Genomic DNA, 24,565 nt, shown 5'->3' with positions numbered 1-24,565 from the left:
GGTGCTGCTGCGCTTCCTTGAGCAGATTGCGGGAGCCGGTGGCAGGTCCGCTTCCGACCGTTGACCAGATCCCAACCCCGACCTGGGTCTGGCTTTCGCGGCGCGCGAGCTCGTCCCGGTCCCGAAGACGGCAGGCCGACGCGTCAGCAGACTGGACCGGTGTCGCGGTTCTGCGCGGAAATGAACTGAAATGGAGTCATGTGGTGAGCAGCGAGGCCGAGTTCCCCGAGACCTTCCCGTTTGCTGTCGGCCCGCTGGGTGAGCCGCCGGTCGAGCTCTCGGAGCTGCGGGCCAAGTGCCCCGTGAGCAGGGTGACCCTGCCCAGCGGCGACGAGGCCTGGGTGGTCACCGGCTACGACGAGGTGAGCTCGGCGCTGTCGGAGCAGCGGCTCTCGCGCGCGGCGCTGCGGGAGCCGGGTGCGGTCCGCATGGTCAAGGGCCCGGACTTCGGCGACAACCCCTACAGCCTGTTCAACCTCGAGGGCGCGGACCACGCGCGACTGCGCCGGATGATCGCCCAGGCGTTCTCGCCGCGGCGTGCCGAGGTGCTGCGCCCGCGGGTCCAGGAGATCGCCGACGAGCTCGTCGACCGACTGCTCCAGCTGCCCCAGCCGGTGGACGTCTACGCCGAGTTCTGCGCCCTGCTGCCGATCTGGGTGGTCTGTGAGATCGTCGGCGCCCCGGTGGAGGACCGGGAGCAGATCAAGGAGTGGACCGAGACGCTGATGAGCGTCGGTTCCAACGAGCGGCGCCTGGAGGCCCGCGAGGCCTTCGGCGGCTACGTGCGCGGCCTCGTCGCCGCCCGCCGCGCGGAGCCGCAGGACGACCTGCTGAGCATCCTGGTGCAGGCCCGCGACGAGGACGACCGCCTGTCCGAGGCGGAACTGACCTGGCTCGGCGCGGAGCTGCTGCTCGCGGGCCACGACACCACCGTCAACACCCTCGGCCGCGGCATCTTCCAGCTGCTGCGCCACCGCGACCAGTGGGAGCTGCTGACCGCGCGTCCGCAGGAGCTGACGGACTCGGCCACCGAGGAGGTGTTCCGCTATGCGCCGCCCTCCGACGCCGGCCTGATCCGGGTGGCCCTGGAGGACTTCGACCTCGCCGGCACGGCGATCCGCAAGGGCGAGGGCGTGATCCCGCTGATGCACGCCGCCGCGCGCGACGAGCGTCACTTCGCCGAGCCCGAGCGCTTCGACATCACCCGCACCGGCAACCGGCACCTGGTCTTCGGTTACGGCCCGCACCACTGCCCGGCGGCCGGCGTCGCCCGGATGGAGGTCCAGGTCGCGCTTGGGACGCTGGCCCGCCGCGTCCCGCAGCTCGCGCTGGCGGTCGCGCCGGAGGAGGTCGCGTGGCGGGGTGGCCACATCACCCTGCGGCCCGAGACCGTTCCGGTCATCCTCTGATCCGGCAGCAATTCTTGCGCTCTGATTCGAGCCCGGAGAGAGATTTTGTCGCGCCACCGCCAAAAGGCCGCTAATCTTTCGGTCGGATCGTCGCCCGCCCTGTTCCGTTGGAGAGTCGCATGGCCCACCGTCCGCTGATCGTCGGCATCGTCAACATCACCGAGGACTCCTTCTCGGACGGTGGCCGCTACCTGGACGCCGAGAGCGCCCTGCGGCACGCCCGACATCTGCGCGAGCAGGGCGCCGACGTCGTCGAACTGGGCCCGGCGGCCAGCAACCCGGACTCCGCCCGGGTACAGGCGGAGGAGGAGTGCCGGCGGCTGGACGAGGTCATGGGCGCGCTGGCCGCCGAGGGCGTCCCGCTCTCGGTCGACACCTTCCTGCCGGAGACCCAGCGGTACGCGGCCGCCCGGGGGGTCGCCTACCTCAACGACATCCAGGGCTTCCCGTACCCGCAGGAGTACCAGGCGCTGGCCGACTCGCCGTGCCGCCTGGTCGTCATGCACTCGGTGCAGCGTTCGGGCCCGGCCACCAAGGTCGCCACCCGGCCGGACGAGGTGTGGGCGGGGATCGAGGAGTTCTTCACCGAGCGGCTGGCGGCGCTGGAGGCGGCGGGGATCTCCCGGGACCGCGTCGTCATCGACCCGGGGCTGGGCTACTTCCTCGGCAGCAATCCGGAGACCTCCTTCGCCGTGCTGGGCGGCGTCCGGAGCCTGAAGTCGAGCTTCGGCGTGCCGGTCATGATCTCGGCCTCCCGCAAGTCGTTCCTGCGCACGGTCACCGGCCGCTCCATCGAGGCCAGCGGCTCGGCCACGCTCGCCGCCGAGATCCACGCCGCACTCCAGGGCGCGGACTACATCCGCACGCACGACGTCGGCGCGCTCCACGACGCGCTGACCGTCTTCGGTGCGGTCGAGGAGCACGCAGGAGCGCTCCTCGGCCGTTGACGGGCGTCGAGGACCTGCGTTGACGACCTGTGTCCGACGAGCGGAACGACCCGGGAACGATATGGCCATGCGCACTCTTCTGATCGACAACTACGACTCCTTCACCTACAACCTGCACCAACTCCTGGCCGAGGTGAACGGCCAGGAACCCACGGTGGTCCGCAACGACGTCGACTTCGCCTCGCTCGACCCGGCCGCCTACGACAACGTCGTGATCTCGCCCGGGCCGGGGCGCCCCGACCGGGAGAAGGACTTCGGCGTCAGCACGCGGGTGCTGCGGGAGTGGCGGCTGCCGGTCCTCGGCGTCTGCCTGGGGCACCAGGGCATCTGCCACGTCTTCGGCGGCGAGGTCCGGCACGCGCCGGAGCCCCGGCACGGCCGCGTCTCCGCGGTCACCCACCAGGGCCGGGACCTCTTCGCGGGCCTGCCGTCCCCGCTCTCGGTGGTGCGCTACCACTCGCTGGCCGTCGGTGCGCTGCCGGACGCGCTCGAGGGTGTCGCCTGGTCCGAGGACGGGGTGCTGATGGCCCTGCGGCACCGCGAACTCCCGATTTGGGGAGTGCAGTTCCACCCGGAGTCGATCTGCAGTGACGGCGGTCGGGAGCTCCTCGCCAACTTCCGTGACCTCACCCGCGCCTGGTGGGTCTCGGCCGAGCCCGCCCGCGCCGCGGCCCAGCCCGTGCCCGCGGCGGAGCCCACTCCCGAGGCGGAGCCCGCGCCCGTCGTCCGGCCCGAGCCGGCGTACCAGGTCTCCGTGCGGCGACTGCCGGTCGAGCCGGACGCCCTGACGGCCTATCGTCATCTCTTCTCCGCCGAACCGTCCGGCTTCTGGCTGGACAGCAGCAGCGGGCCGGCCCAGGGGGCCAGGTTCTCCGTGATGGGCGCGGGCTCCGGACCGCTCGGCGAGTTCCTGAGCTACCGGGTCGCGGACCGGACCCTGGAGATCCACCGTCGGGGGCGCCCGGTGGAGCGCGTCGTCACCTCCTTCCTCGACTACCTCGACGCCCAGCTGCGGGCGCGGGCCACGCCTGCCGACGACAGCCTCCCGTTCCGCTTCAACCTCGGCTACGTCGGCTACCTCGGATACGAACTGCGGGCCGAGACCGGATCCATGACGGACCGTCGAGCCGTCTCTCCCGACGCCGCGATGGTCTTCGCCGACCGGGCCCTGGTGATCGACCACAGCGAGGGATGCTGCTACCTGCTGGGCCTCGGTCGCGGCGAGGCCGACCCGGAGACACAGGCCTGGCTGGACGCCTCCGGCGCCGCGCTGCTCGACCTGCCTGTGCTGCCCGTCCTGCCCGTCCTGCCTGTGCTGACCGGCCTCACCGGCCTGACCGGCTCCGGCGGGGAGGAGGACGACCTCCTGCTCGCCCCCGCTGCGGCACCGCAGCCGGAGCTGCGCTTCTCGCGGCGCGAGTACCTGGAGCTCGTCGAGTCCTGCCTGCAGGAGCTGAACAACGGCGAGTCCTACGAGATCTGTCTGTCCAACGCCGCGGTCGTGCGGGCCGACGTGGACCCGCTGCGGGTCTTCACCGACCTGCGCCGGATCAGCCCCGTGCCGTACGGGGCGCTGCTGGACTTCCCCGGGGTCGCCGTGCTGAGCGCCTCGCCCGAGCGCTTCCTGACCGTCGACGCGCAGGGGAACGTCGAGTCGAAGCCGATCAAGGGGACCCGCCCGCGCGGGCGGACGCCGGCCGAGGACGAGCGCCACCGTCGCTCGCTGGAGCACAGCGAGAAGGACCGCGCCGAGAACCTGATGATCGTCGACCTGGTCCGCAACGACCTCAACACCGTCTGCGAGACCGGCTCGGTCCATGTGCCCGAGTTGTTCGCGGTGGAGAGCTTCGCCCAGGTGCACCACCTGGTGACCACCGTCCGCGGCCGGTTGCGTCCGGACCTGACCGCGGTCGACTGCGTGCGCGCGGCCTTCCCCTGCGGCTCGATGACCGGTGCGCCCAAGCTCCGCACGCTGGAGATCATCGACCGTCTGGAGCAGGGCCCGCGCGGCGTCTACTCGGGCACCCTGGGCTGGTTCTCACTGAGCGGCGCCTGCGACCTCAACGTGGTCAACCGCACCATCGTGGCCACCCCCGGCGAGGTCGGCTTCGGCGTCGGCGGAGCAGTCGTCGCCCTGTCCGACCCCGCCGAGGAGTTCGAGGAGACCGTCGTCAAGGCGAAGGCCATGACCGACACCCTCGCCGTCAGCCTCGGCCGCACCACCCACGCCCCCGTGCGACACGAGCCCGTGACCATCGGCGCGGGCGCCCGCTGACCGGCACCATCCCGAACCTTTGCGAGGAGAGACCGTGGGGGAGCCCACCTTGGAGAGCGTCGCCGTCATCAACTACACCGCGACGCGCGACTACGCGGCGATGCTGCCCGAACTGGCGGGCCGTCTCCACGTGTTCAGCCAGAACGCGGTGGCCGGCGACACGTCCGGCTTCGCCACCTACGAGGTCATCGAGAACAGCGAGGAGATCCCCTACGCGGAGCTGCGCATCCGCCAGCTGGCCCGGCACACGCCGATCAGCCGGATCCTCACCGACAACGAGTACGACCTGGAGCGGGCGGCCCACCTGCGGGACGACCTCGGCCTCCCCGGGCAGTCCGGCGCCAGCGCACTGGCCTTCCGGGACAAGCTCGTGATGAAGCAGACGGCCCGACAGGCCGTCCCGGTGCCTGCGTTCGCCCCGCTGGAGCGCTTCGCCGACCTGCTCGCCTTCATCGAGGAGCACGCCTATCCGGTGGTCGTGAAGCCGGTCAAGCTCGCCGGCTCGCGCGACGTCTCGGTGCTGCGCGACGAGGCCGACCTCGTGGCCTTCGCCCACCGTCCGTGGCGCGAGGACCTCATGGTCGAGGACTTCGTCCCCGGGCAGATCTTCGCCGTGGACGCGGTCATCTCCGAGGGCTACCGCTTCGTCTCCGCCTCCCGCTACCTGCGGGACTGCCTCGGGGTGCTGGAGGGCCGGCACAACGGCCACCTGCTGCTCCACCCGGAGGACCCCTTCGCCATCCGGCTCGCGGAGTTCCTGGACCAGGTCCTTTCGGCCTTCGAGGTCCCGCCGGTCGGTGCCTACCACCTGGAGGTGTTCCACACCCCGGACGACGGCCTGGTCCTGTGCGAGATCGCCTCCCGCATCGCCGGCTCCCGTCTGCCCGCGCTGACCCGTGCCACCTACGGCCTGGACCTCCACACGGCGTGGTTCCGCCTCTCCTGCGGCCTCCCCGTCGACCCGCCGCCGGCCACCCCGCCGGCCCTGCTCCACGGCTCCGTCTCGATCACCCCTCAGGGCCGTGCCGTCCGCGCCCCCGGCCGGCCGCCCTTCCCCTGGGTGCACGAGTACACGGTCAACGAGGGCCTCGCCCTCGGCGCCCACCCGTCGAGCAGCAGCGCCTACCTCTGCTTCGCCATCGTCAGCGGCCGCGACTTCGCCGAGGTGGAGGCGCGCGTGCAGGAGGTCGAGGACTGGATCATGGCGAACCTCGTCCCCGTCGACCGAACCGGCTCCGACGACTTGTAGGGTCGTCCGCGCAGCGCGTCCGCCCGACCGAGGAGTGGGCGAGGGCTGCCTGAACGAAGGGAACTGCTGATGCGATCAGGGCACAGCCGAACGGTGGCTGTTCTCGGACCCGGTGGTGTCGGGGGACTGGTGGGCGCCCTGGCGGCCCGTGCGGGGCACCGGGTCGTCTTCCTGGCCGGGGCGGAGACCGTGGAGGTCCTGCGTCGTGACGGCGTCAGCGTGGAGAGCAAGCAGTTCGGCACGTTCCAGGTGCGGGTCGAGGCCGACACCGAGCTTCGCGAACCGGCGGACGTGTGCCTGGTGACCGTCAAGCAGACGAGCCTCGCCCAGGCGTTGGAGCGCGTTCCGCCGGCGGTGCTGGGGGACGGCCTGGTCGTGCCGCTGCTCAACGGGATCGACCACGTGGCCGCGCTGCGTGACCGGTACCGGCCCGACCAGGTGGTCCCCGCGGTCGTCCGGGTCGAGTCGACCCGTGTCGCGCCGGGGAGGATCACCCAGGGCAGCTCCTTCGTCGACATCGACCTGGCGAGTGCCACGGCCGACCGGGAGCGCCTCGACGCGTTGGCCCGGGTGCTGGTCGACTCCGGCGTCCGCGCCACGGTCAAGGACGACGAGAACGCGGTGCTGTGGGGGAAGCTGTCCTTCCTCGCTCCGTTCGCCCTGCTCACGACGCGCTACGGACTGACGATCGGTGAGGTGCGGACCGAACGCCGGGCCGAGCTGCTCGCCCTGGTCGAGGAGACGGCCGCGCTGAGCCGCGCCTGCGGCGGGCCGGGCGACCCGGCGGCTTCGTTGGCGCTGTACGACGCCTTCCCCCCGGAGGCGAAGTCCTCGATGCAGCGGGACGCCGAGGCAGGCCGCCCGCTCGAACTCGACGCGATCGGTGGTGCGCTGCTGCGGGCCGCGCAGCGGCACGGGGTACCAGTGCCGCTGACCGACCGTCTGATGGACGAACTGTCAGCCGTCGCCGGCTGACACGACGACGGAAGGCCTCCGCGGGACATCCCGCGGAGGCCTTCCGTCGTGTCGGCGGGCTAACGCGCCGACGGCATCCAGACGTCCTCGGCGGACAGGTCCGAGACGCGGTACTTCCCCAGTGCGCTGATCAGCAGACGCATCTCCAGGGCCAGGCACTCCAGGAAGTTCTCCAGGCCCAGCTTCGGATCCTCGTCGGTCGCGATGAGGGCGGCCCGGCCGAGACCCACCGCCCTGGCGCCCAACGCGAGGCACTTGACGGCGCGAGCGCCCTCCCAGACACGCCCGCTGACGAGCAGACAGTTCTCCTCGGGAGTGACCCGGTCGAGGCACTCCGCGAGCGGAAGGCCCACCTGGTCCAGAAAGGCGCTGGGAGCCCAACCCGTGCCGCCCTCGGCGCCGTCGACGGTGACGGAGTCCGCCCCGGCGGCCCACGCGACCGCTGCGGCGTGGTGCACGTCGCGCCCCGGCGGCAGCTTGACCCACACCCGGCAGCGCGGATAGTTGTTCCGCATCAGGCGGATCTGCTGACGCAGGATCTCCTCGGAGAAGGTGCCCGGGCTGCTGCAGCGCAGCACCGACTCGCTCGCGGGGCCGTAGAGGTCCATGATGTCGTACTGCGTCGACAGCTCGGCCGCCCGTGCACGGGGGACCAGCGTCATGCCGCCGACGCCCGGCTTGGCTCCCTGACCGACCTTCAGCTCGAAGGCCAGTCGGCCCGTGGTCAGCAGCGGCTGGGCCGCCGGATCGCTGTAGACCAGGTTCCACACCTCGGCGTTGGCGTCCTCGGTGCTCTGCTGGACGACCACGCCGCCGAGGTCCGGCGGGGCCGCGTCGATGTACTGCGTGATCCGGCCGAGCAGGGAGCTCTGCTTCTCCTGCTCCATCCGGCCGTAGCCGGACACCGGCACGATGTTCTCGCCGATCACCATGGGGATACCCAGCCGACCGGCCTGCTGTGCGACGCCGAGACCCAGGTCACTGGCGGCCGCGGTGGACCCGAAGGCCGAGATGTAGACCGGGAGCGTGGAGCGCAGACCGCCGACGTCGGTGGTCAGGTCGACGTCGCCGGAGAGCGGCTCGCGACCGAGGTCGAAGAGTCGCTCGAGGCGCAGCGGCACGAAGACCGGAGGGACGAGACGCGCCCGGTCGATCGGGTCGGTCGGCGGAGGGAGGGTGGCCGCCGCTCCCCCGAAGAGAGTCGAGCCGTAACCCTCCCGGTCCGGGAAGGCCGAGCCGGCACCGTGCCGCGCGCGGGCACGGACGTGCTCCTCGGCGAACCCGGGCGCCTGAAGGTCCGTCACGGCCGGGGCTCCCCGGGCAGCTTGGGGTAGCCCGAGGCCTGCCACACGGCGTCGAGGCCGCCCAGGAAGCGGGTGAACCGCTCGACGCCCAGCCCGAATCCGGCGCTGGAGGGAATGCCCTCGCGGGCCAGCGTCAGGTACCACTCGTACTTGGCGGGGTTCTCCCCGGTCTCGCGAATGCGCATCATCAGGTTGCGGTAGTCGGCCTCCCGCTCGCTGCCGCTCATCATCTCGCCGAAGCCGCCGGGGAAGATGAGGTCGAAGTTGCGCAGGACGCCGGGGTCCTCGGTGTTCTCCTTGTCGTAGAACCCGCGGGAGCCCTTGGGGTAGTCGGTGATGAAGAACGGGTGCGGGGCGGCCGCGGAGATGATCTCCTCGCCCTCCCACTCGATCTCCGTGTTCTCCGCCTGGTCGTACCCGGTGGCCCGCAGCTCGGCGACGGCCTCGGAGTGCCGCTTGCGCCCGTAGGGAGCGGCGCACACCTGCTTGAGCTGCTCCGTCTCCCGCGCGAGGATCTCCAGTTGCTCCTGCGCGGTGGACAGGACGTGCTCGACGCAGTGCTTGGTCAGCCGCTCCGCCACGTCCATCGCGTCTTCCCGGGAAGCGCCGGCGATCTCGACGTCGAGCTGGTGGAACTCGACCAGGTGGCGGTGGGTCACCGCGGTCTCGAGCGGTTCGAGCCGGACGTTCGGCGCGACGTGGAAGATCTTGTCGAAGCTGAGCAGCGAGGCCTGCTTGTACAGGATGCCACTGGTCATCAACTTGTAGCGGTGGCCGTAGTAGTCGATGTCGACCTGCTTGGCTCCGCGGGCCCCCGGGTCGGTGACCGGGCCGATGGTCGGCGGCAGCAGTTCCGTGAAGCCCTCCGAGACCAGGAAGTCGCGGGCTCCTGCCAGGAATCGGCCCTGCAGCGTGAGCGCAGCGCGGGTTCGGTCCGAGGTCAGATGCGCGCGCGGGGTCGGGAGTGCAGCCCCTGCGGTGTCAGCGGACAATTCAATTCCGTTTCAAGTGCTCATGAAGTGCGAATGCATTACGTACGAAAAGCCCGGCCGAGGATGGATGATACGCAGGACGAGGCGCCTCCGGGCGCGTCCGGACCTGTGGTTAACGTCACAGGACGGGGCGGAGTCGCCTAAAGCATCGCCTCGGCATCGTGGCTGGTCGGGGGTGTACATAAAGCCGCGAGTGGACTGAACCATATGCTTGACGGCCTGACTGCGACGTGTCAAGATCGGGCCGACGGGCCCGGCAGCCGTGACGAATTAGTCGAAGCAGCACCCCCCTCTTGTCGGGTGGTGTCCCCCCACCCAGGGGTTTCACTCCCGAAATCCGAACCGATATCTACCGGACAGGCTTCCCCGCCTCGGGGGAGCCCGCTTCTGTGTGCGCCGGGACAACCCCTCCGGTGCATGAAAGGTGTAAGCATGGCCATTCTTGAGGGATCGTCACGTCAGGGCGCGGCCGTTTCGGAAGAGCTCAAGGTCCATTGGTGCTCGCCGCTCGACAGTGGACAGCAGAAGGCCACCGAGAAGTATCGGACGGGCGAGCTCGACTTCGACGGAATAGTCGACTTCGCGCAGGAGGCGGACCGGCTCGGAGTCGATTCCCTGCTTATGGGAATCAGCTATCACATGCCTGATCCGCTGCCGATGATCGGCGCCCTCGTCCGCGAGACGAAGAATGTCAAGTTCATTCTTGCCTACCGCCCCGGTCTGCTTTCGCCGACGCTTTTCGCGCAGGTCGTCAACACCGTTTCCTGGATGTCAGACGGGCGTATCGCGCTCAATCTGGTCGCCGGCATCTCCCCGGCCGAGCAGGCCTACTACGGTGATTTCCTCGCGCACGACGCACGATATGCCCGGTCGAACGAGTTCCTGGACATTCTGCACAGGTTCTGGCGCGGCGAGACCCCGGTCTCCTTCAAGGGGGAGCACTACACGATCGAGGACGCGCAGCTCGGTCTGGGCTACAAGGGCGGTGGCCGTCCGTTCATCTACATCAGCGGTGCGTCAGGAGTCGCCCAGCAGACCGCGGTCGACCACGGGGACTGCTGGCTGCGCTACGGCGACACCCCGGAGGGCATCGCCCCGGTCGCCGAGTCCGTCCTGCAGCGCGGGGGGCGGGTCGGCATCCGCATGCACGTCCTGGCGAGGGAGACCCGGGCCGAGGCCCTGGCCGATCTGGCCGAGATGATGCGCGACCCCGACGAGGACCACAAGGAGTGGGTCACCAACTTCGTTGCCGCATCGGACTCCGAGGCAGTGAAGAACTCCTTCCGGCTGGCCGACCAGGCGAACGGCGACTGGCTCTCGCCAGTGCTGTATTCGGGCGCGGTGGCCTACCGTGGTGGTCCGGCCCTCTGCGTGGTGGGAAGTTACCAGGAAGTAGCCGAGTACCTCCACCGCTACAAGGCGGCCGGGGTCAGCGAGTTCATTTTCTCGGGTTGGCCCACGCGGGACGAGATGCGCATCTTCTACACGAACGTGCTGCCGCTCATCCGGGAGCACGAGCGCGCCGGACGGCTGGGATGACCGAGGCCGCGAGCCGACTCCACCGGACCCTTTTCGGGTCCGGGGTGCTGCTGGGACTGATTTCGGAGCAGGTGGTGCTCTTCGCGGTGCCACTGTTGATCTTCCAGAACACCAAAGAGGTGTCAAGTCTCGGCTTTGCCTTCGCACTCGAATGGCTGCCGAGCCTGATCGCCTACCCCTTCGCCGGTCTCGTCGCCGACCGTGACGGCGGCGCCCGGCTGTTCTCCCGGGTCATGGGGATCCGCGGGGCCGTGCTTCTCATCGTCCTGCTGGTGTGTGCCACGGAGTCGTCCTGGACGACCGGCGCCCTGATGACCGGCGGGGCCGTTCTGTCGATCTTCGTCGCGCCGACCAGGATGTCGGTGGAGAAGATGGTCCCGCAGCTGGCCAAGGGCGACCAGGTCGCCCCCACCCAGGCACTGGTCCAGAACATGGAGCTGCTGGCCATGGCGCTGGGGCCCGCCCTGGCCATGCTGGCGGCGGCCGTGCTGGGCAAGTTGTGGCTGCTTGCGGTCGCTGCCGGCGCCTTCGGGCTCGGAGCCGCGGCCTGGCTCCCGCTCCCGCGGGGCCCGCGTGAGGTCAGCGAGAGCAGTGCCCGGCAGAACCTGGCGGATCTCGCGATGGGCTGGCGTCTGCTGGTGGGCAACCGCCCGGTGCTCCTGCTCGGCATCCTCAACTTCAGCATCAACCTCGTCTTCGCCACTCTGCTCAGCGCCAACGCGGCACTGGTCACCGGTGTCTTCCACGCTCCGGACTCCGCGTACGGCCTGCTCAACACCGTGGTGGGCATCATCGGCCTGCTCAACCTGCTGCTGATCCCCAAGCTCCTGCGGCGGTTCGGGGTCGGGATGATCGGTGCGACCGGGTTCGTCCTGCTGTGCTGCGCGCTGTTGCTCGCCGGAGTCGCTCCCTCGTACCCGGTCTACGCCTGCGGCTTCGTCGCCGCGCTCATCGGGGACGCGCTCTACAACATCTACAACCGCACGCAGCGGCTCAAGGTGATCCCGCAGGAGCACCTCGGCAAGATCATGGGGCCGTTCTACCTGCTCAACCTGTTGTCCATGCCGATCGCGGGCCTCGTCGTCGGCGGGGCGGCCTCCACGATCGGGCCGCAGAGCCTGGTCACCGTGCTGACCGTGGCCCTGTGTCTGTTCGGCGCCGTCTTCCTGCCGCTGACCATGCGCAGCTTCCGGCAGGCGCTCACGGCCCGCGAACCGGAGCCGGCGGGAGTCCCCGCATGAGGCAGCCGTTCCGGTCCCTGTTGGTCACCGTCGAATCCGACTCGCACATGTGGAACCTCGTCTACCTCCAGAAGGTGCTGGAGGAGAACGGGGGACAGGTCCGCAACCTCGGTGCCTGCACGCCCGTCGCCGAGGTGCTCCGTGCCGTCGGCGAGGAGCCGCCGGATCTGCTCGTCGTGTCGAGCGTCAACGGCCACGGCCTGCACGGTGCGCGTGTCCTGCTCCAGGCGCTGCGCGAGCAGGGGCTGGAGGTCCCCTGCGTCGTCGGCGGGAAGCTGACGACGGCGGAGTCGAACAACGGCGCCGTGCGTGCCGAGTTGCTCCTGCTCGGCTACACCGAGGTCTTTACGGGCGATGACGCCATCGCCCGCTTCCAGGACTTCCTGCGCTTCGGGAAGTCCGAGGGTTTTTCCGCGTGGCAGGCAGATGCCGCAGTCGTCGCTCCCTGGGACGCGCCGACGAGATCGATCGTCGAGGTGTACTGATGCATATCGTCATCGTCAACCGCTGGCCCCGTTTCGACGACGGCGTTCGCTGGGACAACGAGCTGACCCGCTACGAGGAGTTCATCGACCACGACGCCCACCGGGTCAGCTACGTGGTGGACGGCCCGGGCGCCCGGGGCGTCCTGGTGGACCCGTCCAGGATCGCCCACCTCGTGCAGGTGGAGGACGTCAACAACGTCGAGTCGCTGCGCACGGCCGTGCTCGAGGTGACGGCGAAGGTCGGACCGGTCGACCAGCTGATCGCCCTCTCGGAGTTCACCCTGGAGATCGCCGCCCGCGTCCGCGAGGAGCTGGGACTGCCGGGCCCCGACACGGCCGAGGTGGCGGTCTACCGCGACAAGGTGCGGATGAAGGAACTGCTGGCGGAGGCGGGCATGCGCGTGCCGCGCTTCGCCGCGTGCGTGAGCACCGAGCAGGCCCTGGCCTTCGCCGAGTCGTGCGGGTTCCCGGTCATCCTGAAGCCCGTCGACGGCGCCGCGAGCATCGGCGTCCACCGGGTCGAGGACGCGTCGGCGCTGGCGGAGCTCCTGCCGACGCTGGATCTGGCCCGTTACGAGATCGAGGAGTTCGTCACCGGGGAGATCTTCCACGTCGACGGCTACGCCGACGAGGGTTCCGGGGTCGTCTTCCAGGTCGCCTCCCGGTACGTGAACGACTGCCTGGCCTTCGGAGCGGGCGCTCCGCTCGGATCGGTCGTCGTCCAGCGATCCGACCTGCGGGACCGGATCGAGGCCTTCACCCAGCAGTGCGTCAGTTCCCTGGGGATGCGGATCACCCCGTTCCACCTCGAGCTCTTCGTGACGCCCGACGGCGACCTGGTCTTCCTCGAGATCGGCGGCCGGGTGGGCGGGAGCGAGGTCCCGCACCTGCTGAACCGGGTCTTCGGCGTCAACCTCTACGAGGTCTGGCTCCGCAACCTGTCCGGCGAGTCGATGTCGGTGCCGGCCAAGCAGGGCGATCCGTCGGGCGGCTGGCTGGTCCTTCCCAAGCCGTCCACGGGTGCGGTGCGGGTGGTGACGGCACGTTCGATGCGCGACCGGGTTCCCTCGGTCTGGCGTGAGCTGCTGCCCGGCGTGGGCGAGGTGCTGGAGCCCGGCGGCGCGTACGACGCGCTGCACAGCGGCCGCTTCATCCTCCTGGGCGACGACGAGAAGACGGTGGAGTCGGACATCCACCACATCATCGAGAACTACGAATTCGAGGTGGCCGCGGTATGAGCCTCCAGACCGACCGCACGGCGCGGGACGACGACCGGATCCTTCACGACCGGTTGACCGGCTTCCTCACCGAGGTCGAACTGCAGGGCATGGAGGGGGTCGGCGCGAAACTGGTCGACGCCGCCGGCGGGGTCGACCGGCTGGCCGAGTACAAGGTCATGGTCGCCTACGGAGGCGGCAAGGACAGCACCTACGTCGTCGCCTTCGTGCGCGCCGTTCAGCTCCACCTGGCGCTCACCCGGGGCACCACCTTCACGATGCGGGTGGCGAACATGCGCCACGCGGGTGTCCCGCTCGCCGTGATGGAGAACATCCACCGTGTCTACGCGGCTCTCGAGCTGCTGGACGACGACCGGGCGGAACTGCTCACCATCGACCACACGCAGGTCCGCCCCTTCCGGGTCGACCTGCCGCTTCCCGAGCGACTGATCGAGATCAACCGCGTCGACGTGCTGATGAACGGACACCGTTCGGCCGGCGACGGGCGACCGACGTTCTGCAACAGCTGCAACCTCGCGGTGGCGGACTTCTACGGCCGGGCGGCCTGGTGGCAGGGCGGTGTCGACACGGTCATGACCGGCGACTCCCGACGGGAGCAGTTGCTGTACTCCGCCTGGATCCTGCGTCTGGCCAAGGACAGCGGCATCGATGTCGAGCAGTGCCGCAGGATGGGCTTCCGCGGGCTGCTGACGGCGCTGCGCGGCATCGGGGACCAGTACTTCCGCGAGCTCTTCGGTGACGACGAGGAGGCCTACCTGCTCGAGCGCGAGGTCTCCACCGGTGACCGGGACCGGGACCGGCAGCCGGACTTCATCTCGATCTACGACCTGGTCAGCTACCGCGTCGACGACCACTGGGACCTGATCGTCGACTTCCTCGGCTTCCGCTTCGACGACCTGGCCTTCAGCTTCACCGAGTCGGACTGCGCCAACCCCACGCTCATGGCGCACCTGCGCGGGCTGCGCGCCCAGTACGTCGAGGACCGCACCTACGAGGCCGGCGTGCGGGAGTACCTGGAGCTGGCCGAGACGATGATGCGCAAGAAGGAGATGCCCGACCGGCTGATCCAGCTCGCGCTGAGCCGCTATGACTCGCCCGCCAAGATCGTCGAGCGCCGGGCGGTGTCGGCCGACTACGCCGAGAACGTCTTCGGGCTCCGTGAGGAGTCCCTGGTCGCGATGGTCTTCTCGCCCTTCACCGGCGAGGGGGAACGGCTCGCACGCTTCGTCGAACGATGCCACCCGAAGCACGGCGACGACGTGGCGGCGCTGCACCGCGTGCTCCGCGGCGAGGAGGACGGCGACGGTGTCGGCTCCTGGCTCGAGAGCATGTCGGGACTGACGCTCGCGCAGCTGCGGACCCTGTACCGCAGCTCGCTGGTCGACTTCGGCTCGAACGCGACCATGATGGCCAGGGTGCGTGCGGGGGACCCGCACAAGGCCCAGGTGCGCACGGTCGACGTGCGGACCGGCGGTCCGGCCCTAGAGCTGATCTCAGGCCGCTGACGTGGGTGGACATCTGGACCGCCTCGTCGCCGCACACCGGGGCCGGGGTGATGTCCTCGTCCAGCCACGGATGGGGTTCGGACGGCTCGCGGCCATGCGGCACGGGCTCGCCCAGGTCGCGGAGCTGGACTTCCCGGTGGTCGGGACGCTCACCCTCGACAGCTACACCCGGGTCGGCGACCACGTCACCCCGCTGGAACGCCTCGCCGCAGGCGAGGAGGTGAACGGATATCCGCTCGTCTCGTACACCGCGGAGGAGACCCGGGAGCTCCTCCGCGGCCTGGAGGGGCCGACCTTCCCCGTCCAGGTGCGCCACGGCACCGCTCTTCCGCTCCCGGTCTTCCGGAGCCTGGTCGCGGCGGGCCTGGACGCCACGGAGGGCGGGCCGGTCTCCTACTGCCTGCCCTACAGCCGGCTGCCGCTGACCGAGGCCGTCGACGCCTGGGCCGAGAGCTGTCGGTTCCTGGCGGGCGAGACCGAGTTCGGGCACATCGAGAGCTTCGGCGGCTGCCTGCTCGGGCAGCTCTGCCCGCCCTCGCTGCTGGTGGCGGTCTCGGTGCTGGAGGGCTGCTTCTTCCGTCAGCACGGACTGCGCCACATGTCGCTCAGCTACGCGCAGGGCACCCTGGCCGCGCAGGACCGCGGCGCGATCCGGGCCCTGCGGACCCTGGCCGCGGCGCACCTGGGCGACGTGACCTGGCACGTCGTGCTCTACACCTACATGGGCCTGTTCCCGCGGACCCCCGACGGCGCCACCGGGCTCATCCGCGACAGCGCCCGGCTCGCCCGCGACACCGGGTGCGAGCGGATCATCGTCAAGACGGTCTCGGAGGCGTGGCAGATCCCGACCGTGTCCGAGAACCTCGAGGCCCTGCGGCTCGCCGCCGCCGAAGCCGCCGTTCCGTCGGATCTCGGCGCCGAACCCGACGACGGCTACTACGCCGAGGTCCTGGAGGAGGCGAGCCTGCTGGTGGACTGCGTCCTGGACCTCGACCCCGACGTCGGCACGGCTCTCGTCAAGGCCTTCAGTCGCGGACTGCTCGACATCCCCTTCTGCCTGCACCCGGACAACCGGGGGGCCGCGACCACCCTGATCGACGACCGTGGCGCCCTGGTCTGGGGCGCACGGGGCCGGCTCCCGCTGCCGGGCCCCGCCCACGGTACGGAGCCCGCCCGACTGCGCTCCGACCAGCTCCACAACATGCTCAACCACGTGGTGAACCGCTACGACAAGCACGGCGCCATGGTGTCCGGTTGAGTTCCGAGCACGATCCCGCCCGTCGGGAAGGATCTCAGATGACCCAGAACGACTCGTCCAAGCCCCTCGTCGTGATCGTGGACGCTCTCTCCACGGGTGCCATGCTGGCGCGACAGGCGGCCGACGACTTCCGGCTGATACACATCCGCTCCCGCGCGCAGCTGCCGGACACCTTCGCGGCCAGCCTGCCCGTCGGAATCTTCGAGGAGGACCTCACCTACCCCGGCCAGGTCGAGCAGGTGCTGCAACGCCTGGTCGAGCTCGGGCCGGTGGCGGTGATCCCGGCCAGCGAGTTCGGGGTGGAGGTCGCCGACGAGATCGCCGCGCGGCTCGGACTGCGCGGCAACGACCCCGCACACTCACTCGCGCGCCGGGACAAGTCGCTGATGATGGACGCCCTGCGGGCCGCCGGCGTCCGCACGCCGCGTCAACTGCGCAGCGGTGACGTCGAGGAGCTCGTGCGCTGGTGGCGCGAGAGCGGGCTCGAGCGTGTGGTGGTCAAGCCGATCGACAGCGCCGGCTCGGACGACGTCTTCACCTGCGACACCGAGCAGGCGGTGCGCAGCGCGGCCACGGCCGTGCTCGGCAAGACCAACCTGATGCTGCGCGCCAACGAGGCGGTGCTGGTCCAGGAGTATCTCGACGGCGACGAGTACATCGTCAACTCGGTGAGCCGGGACGGCGTGCACTGGTTCACCGACGCCTGGATCAGCGGCAAGGTGACCGTGGCGGACCGGAAGGTCTACGACTACGAGGACCTCCTCGCGTCCGACGACCCGCGCCTCGCGGACATCCTGGCCTACGTCTCCGCCGTCCTCGACGGGCTCGGCATCGTCAACGGTCCGGCCCACACCGAACTGATCCTCACCGCGGCCGGGCCGGTCCTGCTGGAGACCGGCGCGCGGGTGTCGGGCCTGGCCAATCCGCCCGCGCTCGACCGGTGCACCGGGGCCGACCAGGTCACGCTGACGCTCGACTGCTACGTCGGCGGAGGGACGGAACTGGCCGCCCGCCCGAACCTCTACGCCCGGCAGGAGCTGGCGCGGTGCGTGAGCCTGATCGCGCGCCGCGAGGTGCCGTTCCCCGCCGAGGCCATCCGGGAGCGGCTGACGACACTCCCCGCCTTCGAGAGCATCCGGTTCCGCCGTGCCGAGGGCACGACGACCGCCCGGACGGTGGACCTGAACTCCTCCCCGGCAGCCGTGTTCCTGGTCCATCGGGACGCTGCCGAGATCGAGCGGGCCTACAAGGAGCTACGGGAGCTCGAACTTGAACTGCTCTGAGCGGCGATCCGCGCTCGTTGTCGACATACAGGAACATGGTGAAGTGGCATGCCGGTGAGTTCAGAGCGGTTCCGCGAGATTTTCGGCTCCCTCCCGACCGCTGTCGCCGTCGTCACCGCGATCGACGAGAACGGCAGCCCCCGCGGGTTCACCTGCAACGCCTTCTGCGCGGTCTCGGCCGAGCCGCCGCTGCTGATGATCAGTGTGGGCAAGGCGTCGAACACCCTGCCCGCGCTGCAGACCTCGCGCGCCTTCGTGGTCAACTTCCTGTCCAGCGAAGGGGTCGACGCCTCGCAGATCTTCGCGGGCAAGGGGCAGGACAAGTTCACGCGCACGCGGTGGGAGCCGTCGGCCGTGGCGGAGGGCGCTCCGGTCCTGACGGAGGTCGCACTCGCCTACGCCGAGTGCCGCACCGAGCAGACGGTCGAGGCCGGCGACCACCTGCTGATCATCGGCAGGGTCGACGGGGGAACGGTGTTCGCACGGGACCCGCTGCTCTACCGCAAGGGGAGCTACCACTTCCTGCCGCAGCCCGCCGCCCTCTGACGGCGCCGTGAGGGCCCGGTGGTGTGCCGAGCCCTCACGCGGCGGTGGTGAGCCGTCAGGAGCGGCCGGACTCCTGCGCGGTGTTGAGCACGTTGACGCCGCGGAAGAGAGCGGAGGGGCAGCCGTGGGAGACGGCCGCGACCTGGCCCGGCTGGGCCTTGCCGCAGTTGAAGGCGCCGCCCAGCACGTAGGTCTGCGGCCCGCCGACCGCCTCCATGGAGCCCCAGAAGTCCGTGGTGGTGCCCTGGTAGGCGAAGTCCTTGACCTGGCCGGCCAGCCGGCCGTTGCGGATCCGGAACGCGCGCTGTCCCGTGAACTGGAAGTTGTAGCGCTGCATGTCGATCGACCAGGAGCGGTCGCCGAGGATGTAGAGGCCGTCCTCCACGTCGGCGATCAGCCCGGCGGTGTCCGGGCCGTCGGCGGCCGGCTGGAGCGAGACGTTGGCCATCCGCTGCACCGGGACGTGACCGGGCGAGTCGGCGAAGGCGCAGCCGTTGGAGCGTCCGAGGCCCTTGAGCTTCGCCATCCGGCGGTCGAGCTGGTAGCCGACCAGGGTGCCGTCCTTGACCAGGTCCCAGGCCTGCGTGCGCACGCCCTCGTCGTCGTAGCCGATCGTGGCGAGGCCGTGCTCGACCGTCCGGTCGCCGGTCACGTGCATCGGGGCCGAGCCGTAGCGCAGCGAGCCGAGCTTGTCGAAGGTGGCGAAGGAGGTGCCCGCGTAGGCGGCCTCGTAGCCCAGGGCCCGGTCCAGCTCGGTCGCGTGGCCGATCGACTCGTGGATGGTCAGCCACAGGTTCGTCGGGTCGATGACCAGGTCGTAGCGGCCCGCCTCGACGCCCGGAGCCTTCATCTTCTCGGCCAGCAGTTCGGGCAGCTCGGCCAGCTCCGCGTCCCAGTCCCAGCCCGTGCCGCGCAGGTACTCGTACCCGCGGCCGACCGGTGCGGCCAGTGTCCGCATCGAGTCGAAGGCGCCGGTGGCCTCGTCGACCGAGACGGCCTCCAGCTCCGGGTGGAGGCGCACCCGCTGCTGCGTGGTCGTGGTGCCCGCGGTGTCGGCGTAGAACTTGTTCTCCTGCACCGAGAGAAGCACCGCCGTCACGTGCGAGACGCCCCGGGCGTCCAGCAGGCGACGGCTCCAGTCGGCCAGCAGCGCGGACTTCTCCGCGTCCGGCACGTCGAAGGGGTTCACCTCGTAGGCCGACACCCAGCTGACGTCACCGTAGGCGGGCTCCTCGGCCAGCTCGACGACCTCCTCACTGAGCCCGCCGGAGAGCTTGGCCACGGCCACGGCCTGCTCGGCGACGCGGGCGACGGCCTCCGGGGTCAGGTCCACGCCCGCGGCGAAGCCCCAGGCCCCGTCGACGACCACGCGCACCGCGTAGCCGAGCTGCAGCGAGTCCGAGCCGCCCGCCGGGCGGGCGTCCCGCAGCCGCAGCGAGGCGCTGCGCACCCGCTCCAGCCGGAAGTCGGCGTGGCTCACGCCCAGTGCCCGCGCGCGGCTGAGCGCCGCGTCGGCCAGTGGCCGCAGCGGCAGGGCGAGGAAGGAGTCGTCCATGCCTGGCGATGTCCGCGACATCGGTCTCCTCAGGGGGATCGAGGGGATGATCTACTGGCACGCATTCTCCCGCGAACCGCCCGTTTGCGGCGCGCGACTGTCAGAAGCCGACAGATACCGCCCCATCGTGCTGTGGAGGGTCGATTCGCACCCGACCTCGGGGAGCGGATAGCGTCGCTTGCGGAGCACAAGTCCGCGAGATCGCTGCACGTGAGAGAGGTATGCCTGTGAGCCGGTCGGTTCTGGTCACCGGGGGCAACCGGGGCATCGGCCTCGCCATCGCCCGAGCCTTCGCCGAGGCGGGCGACAAGGTCGCCGTCACCTACCGTTCCGGTGAGCCGCCGGAGGGTCTGCTGGGCGTCAAGTGCGACATCACCGACTCCGAGCAGGTCGAGCAGGCCTTCAAGGAGATCGAGGCCGCCCACGGCCCGGTCGAGGTGCTCGTCGCCAACGCGGGCATCACCCGCGACACCCTGCTGCTGCGCATGTCGGAGGAGGACTTCACCTCCGTCCTCGACACCAACCTCACCGGCACCTTCCGCGTCGTCAAGCGCGCGAGCAAGGCCATGCTGCGCGCCCGCAAGGGCCGGGTCGTGCTGATCTCCTCCGTGGTGGGCCTGCTGGGCTCCGCGGGCCAGGCCAACTACGCCGCCTCCAAGGCCGGCCTGGTGGGCTTCGCCCGGTCGCTGGCGCGCGAGCTGGGCTCCCGCAACATCACCGTCAACGTCGTCGCCCCCGGTTTCGTCGACACCGACATGACCGCCGTGCTGAGCGACGACCGCCGCGCCGAGATCGTCTCGCAGGTCCCGCTGGGCCGCTACGCCTCCACGGCCGAGATCGCCTCGGCCGTCCGCTTCCTCTCCTCGGACGAGGCCGCATACATCACCGGAGCCGTCATCCCCGTGGACGGCGGATTGGGAATGGGTCACTGATCACCATGAGTGGAATCCTCGACGGAAAGCGCATTCTGGTCACCGGCGTGCTGATGGAGTCCTCCATCGCCTTCCAGGTCGCCAAGCTGGCCCAGGAGCAGGGCGCCGAGGTCATCCTGACCGCCTTCCCGCGCCCGAGCCTGACCGAGCGCATCGCCAAGAAGCTGCCGAAGCCCGCCAAGGTGCTCGAGCTGGACGTCACCAACGCCGAGCACCTCGCGTCCCTGGAGGACGCCGTGCGCGCGGAGCTGGGCGGCCTCGACGGCGTCGTCCACTCCATCGGCTTCGCGCCGCAGGACGCCCTGGGCGGCAACTTCCTGAACACCCCGTGGGAGTCGGTCGGCACGGCGATGCACGTCAGCGCGTTCTCGCTGAAGTCGCTCGCGATGGCCTGCCTCCCGCTGCTGCCGGCCGAGGGCGGTTCCATCGTGGGCCTGACCTTCGACGCGACGGTGGCCTGGCCGCAGTACGACTGGATGGGCCCGGCGAAGGCGGCCTTCGAGGCCACGTCCCGCTACCTCGCGCGTGACCTGGGCAAGCAGAACGTCCGCTGCAACCTGGTCTCGGCCGGTCCGATCAAGTCGATGGCCGCCAAGTCCATCCCGGGCTTCGAGCAGCTGGCGGACGCCTGGAACGGCCGCAGCCCGCTGGAGTGGGACGTCACGGACCCGGAGCCGGCTGCGCGCGGCGTCGTCGCCCTGCTGTCGGACTGGTTCCCGAAGACCACGGGCGAGATGATCCACGTCGACGGCGGCTACCACGCCGTAGGCGCCTGATTTTTTCAGGGGCGCGAGGAACTGCGCGACAAGCCACCCTGTGTGGTGAGTCGCTCAGCGAGTAGGGCCATCTGCACAGGGTGGTTGCTCGCGCAGTTCCCCGCGCCCCTGAGGTGTCTTCAGGTCCTGCACTGGTTCAGGGCGTTCGCGGCCTCCGCGGCTGCCGCCTCGGCGTCCCCGGCGCGGATCGCGTCGAGGATGCCCTGGTGGGTCACGTAGCGGTCCTGTTCCAGGACCGGGCCGACGGTCTCGCGCAGTTCCTCGCGCAGGACCTCGCCGAGGTCGGCGTAGAGGTCCGAGAGCACCCGGTTGTGCGACGCCGCCATGACCGCCTGGTGGAAGGCCGCGTCGTTCAGCACGAAGGCCTCCGCGTCGCCCGAGCTCCAGGCCTCCTCGCGGCGCTTGAGCGCCGTCTCCAGCAGGCGCAGGTCCTGGGCCGTCCGCCGCGTCGAGGCGAGACGGGCCGCCGCCGCCTCCAGTGCCAGCCGCAGCTCCGTGACCTCGGACTTCTCCGCCTCCGCGAAGCGGCGGTGCATCACGCCCGCCAGCTCGCTCGTCGCCAGGACGTACGTGCCGGACCCCTGGCGGATGTCCAGCAGCCCGTTGTGCGCGAGCGCGCGCACCGCCTCGCGGACGGTGTTGCGGGCGACGCCGAGCCGTTCGACGAGCTCCGCCTCGGTGGGGATGCGGGAGCCCACGGGCCACTCGCCGGAGGTGATCTGGGCGCGCAGCTGCGCGATCACCTGGTCGGCCAACGGCTCGCGCCGGGGCGTGGTGAGGGCCATGTCACTCCTGATCGATTCTTGCGCGGTCGAAGAACATCATCCCGCTCCTTCCGGTGCGGAGAAACCACTCCCTGAATTCATCCCATGATTGTATGATCCCCTCATGCCTGCCGAGTCGTCCACTACCGCCGTCCCGTCCACCGCCGCCGAGAAGAGCCGGACGTCCACCGCCCCCACACGCGCCGCGAAGGTCCGCGCCCGCTGGCTGCTCGCCCTCGCGCTCGCCGTCGCCGCGTTCAACCTGCGGCCCGCCGTGGCCGCGCTCGGGCCGCAGTTGGACCACGTCCGCAGCACCCTGCACATGAACGCCGGGGTCGCCGGACTGCTGACGGCGCTGCCCTCGCTCTGCTTCGCGCTCGTCGGCTTCGCCGCGCCGCGCCTCGCCCGGCGGCTCGGGCCGGCGATCACGGTCTGCCTCGGCATGGGCGCCATCACCCTCGGCATCGCGGCCCGCTCCTTCGCGCCGGGCAGTGCGGTCTTCCTGCTGCTCAGCGCGCTCGCCCTGGCAGGCATCGCGGTCTCGAACGTGCTGATGCCGGTGTTGGTCAAGCGCTACTTCCCCGACAAGATCGGCCCGATCACCGGGCTCTACTCGATGTCCCTCGCGCTCGGCACCTCCGTCGCCGCGGCCGTCGCGGTGCCGCTGACCACCGCGCTCGGCGGCGGCTGGCGGGTCGGCCTCGGGGTGTGGGCGCTGGCGGGCGCGCTCGCGCTGGTGCTCTGGCTGGTGCAGGCGGCCGTGCTGGGCCGTGACGGCGCCGGCTCGACGAGCTCGGCCGCGACCCGGATCCGGATCAGCCGCAGCCCCACCGCCTGGCTGCTCGGCGTCTTCTTCGGCCTGCAGGCCACCGCCGCCTACGCCACCATGGGCTGGCTGCCGCAGATCTTCAAGGACGCGGGCATCTCGGCCACCGAGTCCGGCGTGCTGCTCGCCGTCACCATGGCCGTCGGCGCACCGCTCGCCTTCGTCATCCCCCCGCTCGCGGCGCGCCTGCCGCACCAGGGGCCGGTCGCCGCGGCGCTCGCGGCCTGCGGCCTCGGCGCCTACGCCGGCCTGGCCTTCGCCCCGGCCGCGGCCCCCTACGCCTGGGCTCTGCTGCTGGGCGTGGCGAACTGCGCGTTCCCGCTGGTGCTGACGATGATCGGGCTGCGCTCGCGCACCTCCGAGGGCGTGGCCGCGCTCTCCGCCTTCGTCCAGGGCGTCGGCTACCTGATCTCCGTCCCCGGTCCGGTCCTGATCGGTGTCCTCTACCAGCGCGAGCACGGCTGGGCGGGCCCGCTGGCCCTGCTGGCCGGCCTGATGACCGTCCAGTTGGTGCTCGGCCTGCGCGCCGGGCGACCCCGGCAGATCGAGGACGAGGTGTGAGTGGCAGACTCGACGCCATGCCTGTTCTCGAACCGAACCCCACCGGCGGCAACAAGAAGCTGCTCCAGATGTTCGCCCTGATCGGCGGCATCCTCGTGGTCATCGCGATCATCGCGACGATCGGGGCCAACCTGGGGTGAGCCCCTGCCGGTTCGTCCTGATTCTGGGAAGCTGGCAGGCATGAGCGTCGACACGACCCGCACGATCATCGTCCTCCGGCACGCCAAGGCCGACTGGCCAGGAGTGCCCGACCACGAGCGGCCACTGGCCGACCGCGGCCGCAAGGACGCCACGACCGCCGGCCAGTGGCTGGCGGTCGCCGACATCCTCCCCGAGCTGACCCTCTGTTCCACGGCCACGCGGACCCGCGAGACCTGGAAGCTCTTCGCCCACGAGTTGGCGGAGCGCCCGCGCACGGTCTACGACGACCGCCTGTACGAGGCCGCGCCCGGCCTGCTGATCGAGGTCCTCCAGGAGGTTCCGGAGGACGTCCGCACGGTCCTGCTGGTCGGGCACAACCCCGGTGTGCAGGGGCTGGCCGAGATCCTCTCCGGCGAGTTCGCCGACGACACCCTCGTCCGCCTGCGCGCCACGGGCTTCCCGACGGCGGCGGTCGCCGTGATCGACGTCCCGGCCCCGTGGAAGGCCCTCGAACCGGGCGTCGGCCACCTCCGCGCGTTCCACGCCCCCGTCGACTGACGCTTACGGGACTGTTGCACTATCCAGGGGCGCGGGGAACTGCGCGAGCAACCACCCTGTGCGGATGGCCCTGCGCGTTCAGGACCATCTGTTCGTGGGTGGCTTGTCGCGCAGTTCCTCGCGCCCCTTGCGTGCGGCGACTGGCGGCATGATCGACATGCGGACCCCTGTGATCTGTCTTTGGATCTTCCAAAGGGACTGATCAC

General features: G+C 70.5%; 22 protein-coding genes. 18 read left to right on the top strand and 4 right to left on the bottom strand.

Annotated features, from left to right (window positions below; all coding sequences use genetic code 11):
• Positions 1-203 precede the first annotated feature (203 nt).
• From BMY61_RS29915 to BMY61_RS29895, 5 genes are all read left to right on the top strand, one after another.
• Positions 204-1,409: a cytochrome P450 gene (locus BMY61_RS29915; RefSeq protein WP_052438596.1), complete on the top strand. Its 1,206-nt coding sequence runs from the start codon at positions 204-206 to the stop codon at positions 1,407-1,409.
• A gap of 119 nt (positions 1,410-1,528) precedes the next feature.
• Positions 1,529-2,356 (top strand): dihydropteroate synthase, encoded by an 828-nt coding sequence (gene folP / locus BMY61_RS29910; RefSeq protein ID WP_042446140.1) that lies wholly within the window; start codon positions 1,529-1,531, stop codon positions 2,354-2,356.
• 67 nt (positions 2,357-2,423) lie between these two features.
• Complete coding sequence (gene pabB, locus BMY61_RS29905; RefSeq protein WP_063773226.1) at positions 2,424-4,631, top strand: aminodeoxychorismate synthase component I; 2,208 nt, start codon at positions 2,424-2,426, stop codon at positions 4,629-4,631.
• A gap of 34 nt (positions 4,632-4,665) precedes the next feature.
• A complete protein-coding gene (locus BMY61_RS29900; RefSeq protein ID WP_052438595.1) occupies positions 4,666-5,880 on the top strand; it encodes an ATP-grasp domain-containing protein in 1,215 nt (404 codons plus the stop codon).
• A gap of 69 nt (positions 5,881-5,949) precedes the next feature.
• Positions 5,950-6,855 carry a ketopantoate reductase family protein gene (locus BMY61_RS29895; RefSeq protein WP_042446137.1) on the top strand — a complete coding sequence of 302 codons (906 nt, stop codon included), beginning with the start codon at positions 5,950-5,952 and terminating at the stop codon, positions 6,853-6,855.
• A gap of 59 nt (positions 6,856-6,914) precedes the next feature.
• On the opposite strand, the gene BMY61_RS29890 is transcribed toward BMY61_RS29895, so the two are convergent.
• Together BMY61_RS29890 and BMY61_RS29885 are read right to left on the bottom strand one after the other, a co-directional pair.
• A complete protein-coding gene (locus BMY61_RS29890) occupies positions 6,915-8,159 on the bottom strand; it encodes a glutamate synthase-related protein (protein ID WP_042446134.1) in 1,245 nt (414 codons plus the stop codon).
• Complete coding sequence (locus BMY61_RS29885; RefSeq protein ID WP_042446131.1) at positions 8,156-9,151, bottom strand: asparagine synthetase A; 996 nt, start codon at positions 9,149-9,151, stop codon at positions 8,156-8,158. The genes BMY61_RS29890 and BMY61_RS29885 overlap by 4 nt, the downstream gene beginning before the upstream one ends.
• A 432-nt stretch (positions 9,152-9,583) precedes the next feature.
• Here BMY61_RS29885 and BMY61_RS29880 point away from each other — a divergent pair, with 432 nt between their 5' ends.
• The 8 genes from BMY61_RS29880 to BMY61_RS29845 are packed head-to-tail and all read left to right on the top strand — an operon-like array spanning position 9,584 to position 18,246.
• On the top strand, positions 9,584-10,690 hold the full coding sequence (locus BMY61_RS29880) for an LLM class flavin-dependent oxidoreductase (protein ID WP_042446128.1): 1,107 nt from the start codon (positions 9,584-9,586) through the stop codon (positions 10,688-10,690).
• Complete coding sequence (locus BMY61_RS29875; protein ID WP_042446125.1) at positions 10,687-11,931, top strand: MFS transporter; 1,245 nt, start codon at positions 10,687-10,689, stop codon at positions 11,929-11,931. The genes BMY61_RS29880 and BMY61_RS29875 overlap by 4 nt, the downstream gene beginning before the upstream one ends.
• The gene (locus BMY61_RS29870; protein ID WP_042446123.1) at positions 11,928-12,416 is read left to right on the top strand and encodes a cobalamin B12-binding domain-containing protein; all 489 of its coding nucleotides are present in this window, start codon (positions 11,928-11,930) and stop codon (positions 12,414-12,416) included. The genes BMY61_RS29875 and BMY61_RS29870 overlap by 4 nt, the downstream gene beginning before the upstream one ends.
• Positions 12,416-13,654: an ATP-grasp domain-containing protein gene (locus tag BMY61_RS29865; protein ID WP_042446120.1), complete on the top strand. Its 1,239-nt coding sequence runs from the start codon at positions 12,416-12,418 to the stop codon at positions 13,652-13,654. The genes BMY61_RS29870 and BMY61_RS29865 overlap by 1 nt, the downstream gene beginning before the upstream one ends.
• Entirely contained in the window at positions 13,651-15,159 is a 1,509-nt protein-coding gene (locus BMY61_RS29860) for a hypothetical protein (RefSeq protein WP_042446117.1), read from the top strand. The genes BMY61_RS29865 and BMY61_RS29860 overlap by 4 nt, the downstream gene beginning before the upstream one ends.
• A gap of 1 nt (position 15,160) precedes the next feature.
• Entirely contained in the window at positions 15,161-16,417 is a 1,257-nt protein-coding gene (locus BMY61_RS29855; RefSeq protein ID WP_042446114.1) for a methylaspartate mutase, read from the top strand.
• A 38-nt stretch (positions 16,418-16,455) separates the two neighbouring features.
• Complete coding sequence (locus BMY61_RS29850; RefSeq protein ID WP_042446111.1) at positions 16,456-17,700, top strand: ATP-grasp domain-containing protein; 1,245 nt, start codon at positions 16,456-16,458, stop codon at positions 17,698-17,700.
• A gap of 48 nt (positions 17,701-17,748) precedes the next feature.
• Entirely contained in the window at positions 17,749-18,246 is a 498-nt protein-coding gene (locus BMY61_RS29845) for a flavin reductase family protein (RefSeq protein WP_042446108.1), read from the top strand.
• A gap of 55 nt (positions 18,247-18,301) precedes the next feature.
• On the opposite strand, the gene BMY61_RS29840 is transcribed toward BMY61_RS29845, so the two are convergent.
• The gene (locus BMY61_RS29840) at positions 18,302-19,801 is read right to left on the bottom strand and encodes a TldD/PmbA family protein (RefSeq protein ID WP_042446105.1); all 1,500 of its coding nucleotides are present in this window, start codon (positions 19,799-19,801) and stop codon (positions 18,302-18,304) included.
• 227 nt (positions 19,802-20,028) lie between these two features.
• On the opposite strand from BMY61_RS29840, the gene fabG reads away from it, so the two are divergent.
• Both fabG and fabI read left to right on the top strand, forming a co-directional pair.
• A complete protein-coding gene (fabG, locus tag BMY61_RS29835) occupies positions 20,029-20,733 on the top strand; it encodes a 3-oxoacyl-[acyl-carrier-protein] reductase (protein ID WP_143094583.1) in 705 nt (234 codons plus the stop codon).
• Between the two features lie 5 nt (positions 20,734-20,738).
• Positions 20,739-21,509, top strand: coding sequence for an enoyl-ACP reductase FabI (gene fabI / locus BMY61_RS29830; protein WP_042446099.1), 771 nt, complete (start codon positions 20,739-20,741; stop codon positions 21,507-21,509).
• 119 nt (positions 21,510-21,628) lie between these two features.
• Here the strand turns inward: fabI and BMY61_RS29825 are convergent, their stop codons facing one another.
• Positions 21,629-22,294, bottom strand: coding sequence for a FadR/GntR family transcriptional regulator (locus BMY61_RS29825; RefSeq protein WP_042446096.1), 666 nt, complete (start codon positions 22,292-22,294; stop codon positions 21,629-21,631).
• Between the two features lie 103 nt (positions 22,295-22,397).
• Between BMY61_RS29825 and BMY61_RS29820 the strand changes: the two genes are divergently transcribed.
• The 3 genes from BMY61_RS29820 to BMY61_RS29815 are packed head-to-tail and all read left to right on the top strand — an operon-like array spanning position 22,398 to position 24,359.
• Entirely contained in the window at positions 22,398-23,660 is a 1,263-nt protein-coding gene (locus BMY61_RS29820; protein ID WP_042446093.1) for an MFS transporter, read from the top strand.
• Between the two features lie 17 nt (positions 23,661-23,677).
• On the top strand, positions 23,678-23,800 hold the full coding sequence (locus tag BMY61_RS48480; RefSeq protein WP_269083961.1) for an SGM_5486 family transporter-associated protein: 123 nt from the start codon (positions 23,678-23,680) through the stop codon (positions 23,798-23,800).
• A 40-nt stretch (positions 23,801-23,840) separates the two neighbouring features.
• Positions 23,841-24,359: a SixA phosphatase family protein gene (locus tag BMY61_RS29815; RefSeq protein ID WP_042446090.1), complete on the top strand. Its 519-nt coding sequence runs from the start codon at positions 23,841-23,843 to the stop codon at positions 24,357-24,359.
• Positions 24,360-24,565 lie beyond the last annotated feature (206 nt).

This window comes from Streptacidiphilus jiangxiensis (genome assembly GCF_900109465.1).
GTDB lineage: Bacteria > Actinomycetota > Actinomycetes > Streptomycetales > Streptomycetaceae > Streptacidiphilus > Streptacidiphilus jiangxiensis.
Note: the sequence above shows the minus strand (reverse complement) of the source record. Positions and strands in the feature narration are given on the sequence as shown.

Coding starts and splice junctions, on each gene's coding strand:
- BMY61_RS29865 (WP_042446120.1), top strand. CDS start 12,416: ATGCATATCGTCATCGTCAACCGCTGGCCCCGTTTCGACGACGGCGTT.
- BMY61_RS29880 (WP_042446128.1), top strand. CDS start 9,584: ATGGCCATTCTTGAGGGATCGTCACGTCAGGGCGCGGCCGTTTCGGAA.
- BMY61_RS29895 (WP_042446137.1), top strand. CDS start 5,950: ATGCGATCAGGGCACAGCCGAACGGTGGCTGTTCTCGGACCCGGTGGT.
- BMY61_RS29840 (WP_042446105.1), bottom strand. CDS start 19,801: ATGGACGACTCCTTCCTCGCCCTGCCGCTGCGGCCACTGGCCGACGCG.
- BMY61_RS29825 (WP_042446096.1), bottom strand. CDS start 22,294: ATGGCCCTCACCACGCCCCGGCGCGAGCCGTTGGCCGACCAGGTGATC.
- BMY61_RS29875 (WP_042446125.1), top strand. CDS start 10,687: ATGACCGAGGCCGCGAGCCGACTCCACCGGACCCTTTTCGGGTCCGGG.
- BMY61_RS29870 (WP_042446123.1), top strand. CDS start 11,928: ATGAGGCAGCCGTTCCGGTCCCTGTTGGTCACCGTCGAATCCGACTCG.
- BMY61_RS29850 (WP_042446111.1), top strand. CDS start 16,456: ATGACCCAGAACGACTCGTCCAAGCCCCTCGTCGTGATCGTGGACGCT.
- BMY61_RS29820 (WP_042446093.1), top strand. CDS start 22,398: ATGCCTGCCGAGTCGTCCACTACCGCCGTCCCGTCCACCGCCGCCGAG.
- BMY61_RS29860 (WP_042446117.1), top strand. CDS start 13,651: ATGAGCCTCCAGACCGACCGCACGGCGCGGGACGACGACCGGATCCTT.
- folP (WP_042446140.1), top strand. CDS start 1,529: ATGGCCCACCGTCCGCTGATCGTCGGCATCGTCAACATCACCGAGGAC.
- BMY61_RS29815 (WP_042446090.1), top strand. CDS start 23,841: ATGAGCGTCGACACGACCCGCACGATCATCGTCCTCCGGCACGCCAAG.
- fabI (WP_042446099.1), top strand. CDS start 20,739: ATGAGTGGAATCCTCGACGGAAAGCGCATTCTGGTCACCGGCGTGCTG.
- BMY61_RS48480 (WP_269083961.1), top strand. CDS start 23,678: ATGCCTGTTCTCGAACCGAACCCCACCGGCGGCAACAAGAAGCTGCTC.
- BMY61_RS29845 (WP_042446108.1), top strand. CDS start 17,749: ATGCCGGTGAGTTCAGAGCGGTTCCGCGAGATTTTCGGCTCCCTCCCG.
- pabB (WP_063773226.1), top strand. CDS start 2,424: ATGCGCACTCTTCTGATCGACAACTACGACTCCTTCACCTACAACCTG.